The sequence below is a fragment of the Candidatus Dedyshia acidiphila genome (genome assembly GCF_051025295.1).
GTDB lineage: Bacteria > Acidobacteriota > Terriglobia > Terriglobales > Acidobacteriaceae > KBS-83.
The window spans coordinates 1-11,105 of the sequence record NZ_JBMGJV010000067.1 but is presented as its reverse complement, the minus strand read 5'-3'; the positions used below and the strand labels follow the sequence as shown (position 1 = coordinate 11,105).

Sequence of the window (11,105 nt, the reverse complement as noted above, 5' to 3'; positions counted from 1 at the left end):
AAAAAAGGACAAGCTCCGCCGCAACGAAGGGGAGCCGGCAAGCGGTCGATTCAGGGAGGCGTGCGATGAAACATCTGTTCAGAGCTCTGTTGGCATTGGTTCTGTTTGTGGTGGCGGGAGCCATCGTGACCCCATGGGGCGCGAACGCTCAGGACCTGACGACGACCTCGACCTTGCGCGGCATCGTGAGCGACAGTCAGGGCGCCACGCTGGGCGGGGCGCAGGTTACGATCACTGGCCAGCAGAACGGGATCTCCCGCACTGTTCCCAGCAATGGCTCTGGCGAGTTTGTCTTCCAGTTCCTTCCGCCCGGCGCGTACTCGCTCAAGGTTGAGTCGAAGGGCTTCAAGGCCTATCAGCAGCAGGGCATCACCACCTTGCCTGGGCAAACGGTGTCACAGAACGTGGCGATGAGCATCGGCGCCGAGACCGAGCAGGTCGTCGTCAGCAGCCAAGCGCCTCTGCTGAACACGAGTGACCCCAACCTCTCTGCGGAGATCACCTCCAGGCAGGTCGTCGATCTGCCACTCAACCTGAGGAACGTCTACGGGCTGGCCACGCTCAATTCGTCGGTGCAGAACTCGACCGAGTCGCAGAGGGTCAACGGCGGCGGCACCCAGGACACTGCGGATCAGGACATCTCGTTCCTGAACTTCGGGGGCGGATTCTTCGGTACGACGGCGTTTCTGCTGGATGGCATTTGGGACACAGCGTCGGACTGGGGTGCAGTCGTCTACGTGCCGTCCGTCGACAGTGTGGAAGAGTTCAAGATCCAGACGAACTCCTTTACCGCGCAGTACGGATTCAGCACCGGGAATGTAATCAACGTGGTCACCAAGTCGGGAACCAGCGACTTCCACGGCGACGCGTTTGAGTTCCTGCGTAATGACAAGCTGGACGCGAACTCGTATTTCAACAACTTCAACGGGCTGAAGAAGCCGTCGTTCCGCCGCAACCAGTTCGGCATCTCCGCGGGCGGTCCGCTGTTCATCCCGCACCTGTACGAGCAGCGGCAGAAGACCTTCATCTTCGGACTCTACGAAGGGCTGCGGCAGAGCACGCCGGCTACCTTCACCACCACGATCCCGACGGCCGCCTTCCGCACAGGTGACTTTTCGGCGCTGCTCGGTGCGCCGAGCGGCACGGATGCCCTGGGGCGTCCCATCCTAGCTGGCCAGCTCTACAATCCGTTTTCAACTCGGCCCATTACCGCCGGCCAGGTCGACCCAACCACGGGGCGTGTCGCTCTCAGCAGCGGCTACATTCGCGATCCGTTTGTGAACAACCAGATCCAGGGCGCGATCAATCCGGTTGGCGCGGCGCTTGCGAAGTTCTACCCCAATCCGACAAACGATGGCATCGCAAACAACTATGCCGCGAGTGCCAGCGCTCCCGCGACCTCGAACGAGTACATGATCCGTGTGGATCACAACCTGACGGACATGACGCGCCTGTATGGCCGTTGGGCGCAAAAATACGAGTACAAGACCAACTCACCCGAGTTCTACGGCGGTAACAATCCGGGCGGCCCCGGCAACATACGCCCGAACAACCGCTACAGCTTCGTGATTGGCGCCAGCCACATTCTGAATGCAAAGACGGCGCTGAGCGTGAATGCAGGGTTGACACGGTGGGCAGAGCAGTCCAAGTCGCAGTCCTATCCGTTTGATCAGTCGTCTCTCGGGCTGCCCTCGGCGCTGAATGCGAACTCACCGTTGTTTCCCATCGTGAATGTGGAAGGACAGAGTTCACTCGGACCAGTGCAGGGCAATGAAGGCACCGGCTTCCGCAATGTCGGCAGTGTCAATGCGGATGTGACCCGCAGCCAGGGTGTGCACGACCTTTCATTCGGCTTCATGGGCGCGCTGATGCAGAACAACAGCAACAACCTGCCCAGCACGCAGTTCAACTTCGATCACAACTTCACGGCAGGGCCCAATCCGAGCGGGGCAACAGACAACACCGGCTTCGGCTTCGCTTCGCTGCTGATCGGCACCGCGACCGGCGGTTCCACGTCGAACAACTTCAATCCGGCGATCACAAAGAAATACTGGGGCTTTTACGGTCAGGACAACTGGAGAGTCACACAGAAGCTGACACTGAACCTCGGGTTGCGCTACGAGTGGCAACAGCCGCCGACCGAGCGTGACAATCGCCAAGCCTACTTCGATTACAAAGCAGCGAACCCGATCTCATCGGCTGTCGGACAAACGGTACCGGGTGAGCTCGTGTTCAACGGCGGAGGTCATCGTCGGACGCTGTATGACACCAATTGGACGAACTTCGCGCCGCGCTTCGGGCTCACCGAGCAGATCTCGAGCAAGCTGGTGCTGCGCGGCGGCTATGGCATCTTCTTTGCACCGCAGTATTTTGGCGGCGGCTACAACCCCGGTTACAGCCAGTCCACCCCGTACACCGGCAGTGTGGATGGCGGCCTGACCCCCTTCACCACGTTGAGCAATCCGTTCCCTGGCGGGCTCATCGCGCCTCCAGGAGGGTCACTCGGCGGCCTGCAGGATGTGGGCTTCTCGACCAATGGTGTTCCCAGCAGCCGGCACTCCCCTTACGTGCAGCAGTATTCAGCCGGCCTGCAGTACGCCTTCACGACGAACGACGTTGTGACCGCAACGTACATTGGCAACCACGGCACGCACCTTCTGCTAAGCGGCTTCAACCATAGCGAGACGAATCCGTCCTACCTGGGAATGGGTGATGCACTGCTCAACCCCGTGCCGAACCCGTACTACGGGGTGATCAAGGCGAGCGGGTGCGGACTTGACCAGAAGACGATTCCGCTGGGGCAGTCGCTGCAGCCATACAACCAGTATTGTGGCGTGAACGAGCCACAGGCTCCTGTGGGCTTCTCGCTTTACGACGCTCTGCTCGTCGACTACAACCATCGCTTTCACAACGGCCTGAACCTGCTTGTGTCCTACACGTTCTCGAAGTTCCTCGACAACGTGGAAGGTACAAATGACTGGGCCGTGGTCGGCAACCAAGGCGTGCGCAACTACTACGACCTTGCAGCGGAGAAGTCGGTTGATGGAACAGATACACCGCACAGCCTGGTCGTGAACTACATCTATGAGCTACCCGTTGGTCGCGGACGTAAGTACGGTAGCGGTATGAATGCCGTCACGAACGCCGTCGTCGGTGGATGGCAGGTATCCGGTATCACCAGCATCAAGTCCGGTATACCACTCGGGATTACGGGTGGTGGGAACTCGAACCTGTTCGGTGGCAACCAGCGTCCGAATGTGATCGGGGATCCTCACCTGGGGCACCGCACGATTGATAAGTGGTTCAACACAGCGGCCTTTGCGCCAGCGGCGCCATACACCTTTGGGAATGCGCCAAGGTTTTTCTCGACGCTTCGTGCGCCGGGCTACAACAACTGGGACTTTGCGGCAGAAAAGTTCTGGTACCTGCATGAGCTGATTCGCCTGCAAGGACGCGCCGAATTTTACAATCTGCCCAATCACCCCAACTTCTACGCGCCGGATACTGGTATCACGGATGGATCCTTCGGCACGATACGACAAGCTTTTGGTTCGAGGAGCATCCAGTTCGCGTTGAAGCTCTACTGGTGATCGACATGTGGCAACTCCGTGGGAACGCACTTTGGTGCGTTCCCGTCTTTTTCCTGACGTGGTTCACACCGCTTGTGGCGCAGAGCGCGGAACAGGCGCTCGTGCGCGCGCAGCAGGAGCAATCCGCGGGGCAGTACGCGCTCGCTGCGAGCGATTATGCCAAGGCTACGCGTCAGCAGCCAGCCGTGCCGGAGCTCTGGGCGAACCGCGGACTGATGGAGTACCTGGCCGGCCAGACCGCTCCGTCCATCGTGAGTCTGAACCGGGCGCTCAAGCTGAACCCGTCGCTTGTGTCACCGCTGCTGTTTCTTGGTAAGGCATACATGGATACTGGCCGACCGAAGGATGCAGTCCCGCTGCTCGAGCGCGCGCGTCATCTGCGACCTGAGGATCCTCAGATCCTGCTTGCGCTTGGCAAGGCATACGATGGTGTGCGGGATTGGTCGCGAGCAGCAGAGGTCCACGATGCAGCCGTGACGTTGGACCCGAAGCTGGCGGCAGCGTGGTTTGCGCTGGGAGTGGACCGGCTGTCGCTGATCGATGACCAGGGACGCAGGCTTGCCCGCGTCACCCCGAAGAACACCTGGGCGAGCGCTCTTTACGCAGATGAGTTGATGACGCAGGGCCGAACTGCCGAGGCCGTCGCAAGATATCAAGAACTCGCCGCGGCTGCATCAACTCGCGAAGCCGCATGCCTGCTGCATACCGTTCGCGAAGAATCGACCAGGGCGACCGAGGCCACAGAGGCAAACGCACAAGAAGCGATCGTCGCCGCACTTACTAACAAAGCAGGGACCACCGCGCCCGGATGCGAGCCGCAGCAGGCAGCCACCGCTTATTGGAGTGGCCGCTATGCAGCTAGCGCTGCCGCAGCTGGACAGCGCCTGCGTGGGGCTCCCGATGCGCCGGAGGCAGTCTACTGGTTGATAAAGGCAAACGAGAAGAGCGCGGTCGAAGCGCTGGAGCACTTCGCGATGTTGGCGCCTCGCTCCGCTGCAAGCGCGGACCTGCTCGGCGATCTTTACCGGCGGCGTCGCCAACCGGACCGCGCCATCGAGCAGTACCAACGAGCGCTCGCGCTCGAGCCGGACGACGTCGTCGCGTGGCTTGGCACCAGCGCGGCATACTTTGCGGCGGGGCAGACGCGGAAGTCGATGGATGCTGCGCGCTCTGGTCTCGAACGCCAGCCGGATCATCCGCAATTAAACCTGCTGATGGCTGAAGGACTGGTGGCGAGCCATCAATACGATTCGGCGAAGCCGTACGTCGAGCGCAGCCGAAGAGTGCCAGCAGAGTTGCTGGGGCGGATGCACGCGCTTGCCGGCACGATAGCAGCGCACGATGGGGACACGAACACCGCAATTGCCGAACTGTCGCAGGCACTTCCCTCAGATGAAGATGGCAGCCTTCATTACCAGATGTACCGGCTCTATAAACAAGCTGGCCGAGAGCGCGATGCGGAGCAAGCCATGGCAGAAGTCAAAGCGATCGAAGCACAACGGCGGGAGCATGCAGTGGTGGCTCTGCATGGAACGAATGGTCAATCCAGTAATTGATGCTGTCCAGCAGTCGCTCGGAAGGCTACTGCAAGCGCGCCAGAGCTATCGGCGAGGCGTCCTTGTCTCACTGCTGAGTCTTGCAGTCTGTAGTGCGCTCGGCGCCGCGCAGTTGCCGAGCCTGGACCCAGTACCGGCAGAGGTGAGTTCGGATCACTTTGTGATCGCGATCCCAGGCGCGCATTCGACCGTGATGCATTCAGCGGCCGGATATTACACCAGCAGCCTCGAGACTAATGGACCCGTCGAGGTGACGATCACTGCGAGCGATTCCCACTACTGGGACGCCGGTGTCGAAGTGCAGCCAATGCGCTTCGGAATCCGACCTACCCGTAAGGGCGCGAGCATCACCTTCACGGTTCCAGGCCCGAGCAAGCTGTCGATCACGCGTCCTGGCGATCACTTTGGTGACTCGGAGATGCTCTTCCTGTTCGCGAATGCACCAGAAGTCTCGCCGCCTGCGCCCGGAACGCCACACCTGCGCTACTACGGCCCCGGTATCCACCGCGAGAACATCGACGCACGCAGTGGTGACCGGATCTACCTGGCGCCGGGCGCCGTCGTCTTCGGCGCGATCAATGTCTGGCAGGTGCATGATGTGCAAGTCAGCGGCCGCGGCACAGTGATCTACAGCGGGCCGCAGGACCCGGATCATGATCAGGGCTGGATGCACAAACGCAACTGGCACCTGATTGTTATGGACAATGCGCGTGACATCTCAATCGAGGGGATTGTGGGTGTTGTGCGCAGCCGCACCTGGATGATCCAGATGCGCAACTCAGAGCGGATTCAGTTCACGAACATCAAGGTCATCGGGGGCACGCCGGGGAACGCAAACCAGGACGGTATGGACTGGCTGGGCGGGGGAGATACCGTGGTCCGCGACTCATTTTTCCGTGCGGCAGACGATGTTTTTGCGATGTATGGGAACTGGGACGGTTACGAGAAACGCAAGCTGATGCGTCCCGGTGCTCCGGTGAATCACATCCTGGTGGAGGGCAGCACGCTCTCCACCAGCATTTCGAACATTGTTCGCCTCGGCTGGCCGGAGAAGACCTTCGACAGTAGTGGCTTCGTAATGCGCGACTCCGACGTCATGCACATGGGGTTCGGCAGTTGCAAGGTTCCGTTCGCACTGTTCGAACTCTGGGCGGATCCCGCAGGCAGAGGCGAGCACCGCGATGTTCGCTTCGAGAACATCCGGCTCGAGGACTGGTATTCGCTGACCCAGATCATGCAGCAGAGCCCATCGGTTCGGGATGTGAGGTTCGAGGGGATCTCCGCGATGGAGGGACCCGGCATGACGGGATCGGTCGTTACGGGCGATGTATCGGGCGTGACCCTCCGGGGGGTTTATGCGCCGTCGCCTCCACCCATGCTACCGGGGCAGAACGGGCTGCCAACTCAGCACCACGGTGCGAGCGAAGGCAACCAGTCATACACTGCGGAGGCGGCTTCGTTCGATGTGCCCGACGGGCTTATTCGTCCGGGTCTGGAGGTCAGCTTCCATGCGGAGGGACCGAATGATCCTGGTCTCCAGTACACATGGAGTTTTGGCGATGGCACCACAGCGCAGGGGCATGATGTAACGCATGTCTTTCCCGATGCTGACGGGACACTGCTCGATGGCACTGGCCGCTTCCGGATTCTGCTGCATGTGACGAGCGGCGCAGCGCAGGCATGGGCATCGCATTCCGTGGTCGTCGCCGAGCGATTGCTGCCCGCCATGTCGCGACCGCCCTCGACTGGGTCCGATCAGTGGTTTCGCATGCCGGTTGATGGTGGTTACACAGCGACGCTGCTGAGCGATGCAGGTGAGGCGCTGCAGGTCGACGATTTGCCACCGGTGCCCGGCCCGCGGGCACGAGCACTTGCGTGCGGAACGCCGGGAGCCGCCATACAGCCAGTGCGCGCCACGGCTGCACTGACCGCGGGGTTACATCGCGTCAGGGTACTGCCCAGGCCGGAAGCGACGCACGATGCCTCTGCACACCGAGAGATCTTCTGGGAAGGTCCTCGGCAGCCTGTCTCCGCCGAAATTCGGTAGCCACCCTAAGAGAGTGACGCAGCTGCGAGTGAGCTAGCGAAGTCCGACCCGATGGAGCAGTGAAGTGAACCGTGGATCGGCGCGCAGGGAATCAAACTCGATTGCGTATCCCGCATCGAGCGGGAATGTGTGGCGCTTCACCGCCTGGTCGAGCAGGGCCAGGCTCCTGTCTCGATCTCCCAGACCGGCGTACACATAAGCTGCGAATTCCGGCTCCTCGGCAGGAAGAGCGGCGACAATCTTTCGCGCGGTGTCTCTGTCCCCGGATTGCGCAGCGGCGAACCCGAGCTTGGCAAGATAGAGCGGGTGCTGAGCACGGGACTGGGACAGTTCGACCGAGCGGCGCATCTCCGCGATCGCCTCGGGATACATTCGTTTGCCGAGGTACGCCTCGCCCAGTTCACTATGTTCATCCGTCAGCATTCGATCTCTCGCCAGTACCAACTGATATTGCACGATTGCAGCGTCCCATTGCCGCATCGCCAAATGGGTCACGGCCAAGTGACCGATCGGCGTCTGCGAGACAGGGTCCAGTTCCATCAGACGTTTGGCTTCGATGAGCGCTTCGTCGTAGCGACCTTCATTGAGCAGCAGGTGAGAGTACCAGTGATGCGCAGGCGCGTAGTTCGGACTGAGCGCGATCCCTCTCTTGATCTCCGTCTCTGCTCCGGCGAAGTCCCAGTTCTTCTCCATATTCAGAATGCCGAGGTTGACATGAGCTTCACCCATGCCCGGCTTCAGTTCGAGCGCCCTACGGGCAGCGGTAAGCCCGCGCTCGAGGCCTACCGGATCGCTCACGCCGGCGACGCCATAGACGTAGCACTCCGCGATGCCGATGTACGCAAGAGCGTAGTTTGGGTTTAGCTTGAGCGCATTCTGGAACGACGCGAGCGCCTGCGCCGCATCTTCGGAGGACCATCGGTTCAGGTAAAACCGGCCCTGCATGTACGCTTCGTACGCCGCGGGAGCGACCGGTTCGGGATGCAGTCGTTCTTCTTCCGCCGGAGTGATAACGACTCGAACCTGGTGAGCGATGGTCCGCGCAAGGTCACTCTGCAGCGTCAGAACGTCTTTCATGTCACGCTCGTAGCTCTCCGCCCAGAGGTGCCGGTCGGAACGCGCATCGATCAATTGCGCCGTGATGCGCACCCGGTCGCCCGACCGCACGACCGATCCCTCAATCACGCCATCGACGTCCATCTCTCGCGCGATCTCGGGCATGGTCTTCGCGGTCTTCTTGTAGTGCATCGCCGAGGTCCGGGAAATGACGCGGAGCGCCGAGATATTTCCGAGGTCGCTCGTCAACTCTTCGGTCATTGCGTCCGAAAAGTATTCCTGTGACGGATCCTCGGAGAGATTGGTAAAGGGAAGCACCGCGATCGAGCGGACTGTGTGGTCTGGGGCAGGGAACAACCGGGCGCGGCCTATCAGGGCGGCTGCCCCGAGCCCGACAGCCAACACAGGGGGCATCCACCAGTGCCGCAGACTGGCGTGCTTTTTGATCGGCTGGTCGACCTGTTGAGCTTTCGCCTTGTATGGAGCCACGGCTGCTTCGAGCGATGACGGCGGCCCAGGTGCGTCCACCACAGGCGCCTTGATTGCGCCAATAAACCGGTAGCCGAGGCGAGGAACAGTCTCGATGTATTTCGATGTTCCGGCAGAGTCGCCTAACGACTCGCGCAGCCGCTTGATCGCGTTATTCAGTCCCTGGTCGAAGTCGACGTGAGTTTCATCGGACCAGAGCCGCTGCCGTAGCGCTTCCCGCGTCACTACCTGCCCTGGTTGCTGCAGTAGCATCGCCAGGATTTGGAAGGATTGGCCCTGCAACCGAAGTTTGTGCCCGGAGCGCGTCAGTTCGCCGGTTTGCAGATCCAGCGTGAATGGACCGAACTCCACCTCTCCGGGGCGTGTCTCGGTCGCCATTGTCCTACCGCCTCAATGCGGGCAGTCTATCACCCGCCACACCGCACTTTCCCGGCACTTCGGAGCGCTCGCAATCCGAGGCAGTTACACGACTTAGCGTGACAGATGAATGTTAGGCAGACATTAGGCTGGCACGATTGCTCCTGCCCCACTGCTGCGTCATCGTGACCGTTATGCAACTGGAGTTCCGGTTGTGGAGGAGCCATGAAGCATCTTGCCGTTTCCTGCGTGGACGAACGAACAATCGGAACGGCGCGTGGAACTACGTCGTCGCTCACGCGCTGCTACCGGTCGCCGTCGATCGGGACGAATAACGATCGAGATTGAAGCTGCAGTGCACCGAGCAAGCCAACCGGGATCGTGCGATGCATTCGGCGATCTCGCCCCACCTGCATGTAAGCAGTCTCTACGACTGCAGATCGACCCCGTAGTCCGGTTCTGGAGGAAGTTATGAAGAGCGCTACAGCATTCCGGGCACTTGCCCTGGTTCTTCCGTTGCTGTTCGGCTGCACGCCCGGCAACAGACCCATCACATACGCCTACTCTGAGTGGTCGGCGCCGGAAAACCTCGGCGCCGTCGTGAATACGAAGTCCAGCGACCAGCACCCGGCGATCTCCCCGGACGGCCTCAGTCTGTATTTCCACTCCGACCGGCCGGGCAAGATCGACGGCAGTGTCGCGGGCACAAGCGACCTATGGGCAACGCACCGGGATACCCCTAATTCTCCCTGGGGCACTCCCGTCAACCTCGGCCCGACCCTGAACTCTATCTACAATGACACGGCGCCTACCTTCTCTCCCGACGGACAGGACCTCTACTTCGGCAGTGAGCGCCCAGGCGGGTGCGGCGGGAGCGACATCTGGGTCTCCCACCGCAGCGATACCACGGCCGACACCGGCCCCGGCGGATGGGAGACGCCCACCAACATGGGCTGCACTATCAACAGTGCCGTATTTGACGATGGCCCGACCTTCTTCATCGATCCGAATACCGGAAAAGCGACTCTCTACTTCTGCTCGCAAAATCGCACGGGCGGTATCGGCGACTGGGACATTATGCGCAGTGAGAGAAGTCCAAACGGCACTTGGTCGGACCCTGCCTTCGTGACGGAACTGAACTCTACCGGCCGTGACACCCGCACCTCCATTCGCTATGACGGTCTCGAGATGTTGCTCACCTCCAGACGCACCGCAAGTGTTGCGGATGCGAACGGTCTGCCCACACTGGATCTCTGGGTGGCAACTAGAGAGAAGCGCCAGGACGCATGGGGGACACCGGTGAATCTCGGCAGCGCGATCAACACGGCTGCGAATGATGGGGCACCCTCGCTCTCGCAGGACGGCACAGAGATGTTCCTCTACTCGAACAGGCCAGGCGGGTTTGGCGGCAATGATTTGTTTGTCGCGCACCGCACCCGGACGGTCGTTTTTCCGCCAAAGCACTGAGTCGTTGTCAATCTCCCATCCTGCCGACGTTGGGAGTGGTGCAAGATAGAAGTGCAATCGGGTCATAGCAAGAAAATACGGGGTCGTGCGATGACATCATCGTCGCGCGACCCCGCCTTTCTTGCGGGGAGTTGGTCTCGACCACGATCTTCGGAGAACGTACGCCGAACTGTGGCGAACTCTCGGCCGCGGATTGCGGCGGCTCAAGCAGGACAGGCGGCATCCCACTCAGTGAGTGTCGACCACGAGTATGTCTCTTCCAGAGCAGGAATGCGCACGGAAACAGGTAAGCGCGGCGAGTGTTGCGGCTGTCATCTCTCTGCTGCCGATCGCTGCTTATCAGCTTCGAGTGACTGACCGCCTTCCTGATCCGCCCGGCCGATGGTTTGACTCAGAGCAACTGACACGCTCGTCGAGTGCGTACCCGCTCGGCGTCCCGGACAGTCTGCTCGGCATTGCGAGCTTCGCGATCACGTGGGCGTGTGCACAGCGTGCCACGCGCAAGCCGACAAGTCTGTGGCGAACCGTGCTCGGAGCGAAGCT

At 60.9% G+C, this 11,105-nt stretch carries 5 protein-coding genes and 1 pseudogene; 5 read left to right on the top strand and 1 reads right to left on the bottom strand.

What is annotated here, in order from left to right:
• Positions 1-65 precede the first annotated feature (65 nt).
• From AC5IJH_RS17810 to AC5IJH_RS17800, 3 genes are read left to right on the top strand one after another with little or no spacing between them, the layout of a single operon-like run.
• Positions 66-3,590, top strand: a complete 3,525-nt coding sequence (locus AC5IJH_RS17810) for a carboxypeptidase-like regulatory domain-containing protein (RefSeq protein ID WP_491904174.1) — start codon at positions 66-68, stop codon at positions 3,588-3,590.
• 5 nt (positions 3,591-3,595) lie between these two features.
• Entirely contained in the window at positions 3,596-5,146 is a 1,551-nt protein-coding gene (locus AC5IJH_RS17805; RefSeq protein ID WP_491904173.1) for a tetratricopeptide repeat protein, read from the top strand.
• Positions 5,118-7,193: a PKD domain-containing protein gene (locus AC5IJH_RS17800; protein ID WP_491904172.1), complete on the top strand. Its 2,076-nt coding sequence runs from the start codon at positions 5,118-5,120 to the stop codon at positions 7,191-7,193. Before AC5IJH_RS17805 ends, AC5IJH_RS17800 begins: the two co-directional genes overlap by 29 nt.
• A 33-nt stretch (positions 7,194-7,226) precedes the next feature.
• Here the strand turns inward: AC5IJH_RS17800 and AC5IJH_RS17795 are convergent, their stop codons facing one another.
• Entirely contained in the window at positions 7,227-9,116 is a 1,890-nt protein-coding gene (locus AC5IJH_RS17795; protein WP_491904171.1) for a winged helix-turn-helix domain-containing protein, read from the bottom strand.
• Positions 9,117-9,566: 450 nt separating this feature from the next.
• Here AC5IJH_RS17795 and AC5IJH_RS17790 point away from each other — a divergent pair, with 450 nt between their 5' ends.
• Both AC5IJH_RS17790 and AC5IJH_RS17785 read left to right on the top strand, forming a co-directional pair.
• Positions 9,567-10,562, top strand: a complete 996-nt coding sequence (locus AC5IJH_RS17790; protein ID WP_491904170.1) for a TolB family protein — start codon at positions 9,567-9,569, stop codon at positions 10,560-10,562.
• Between the two features lie 250 nt (positions 10,563-10,812).
• A pseudogene (locus tag AC5IJH_RS17785) lies at positions 10,813-11,105 on the top strand (hypothetical protein); the annotation flags it as partial.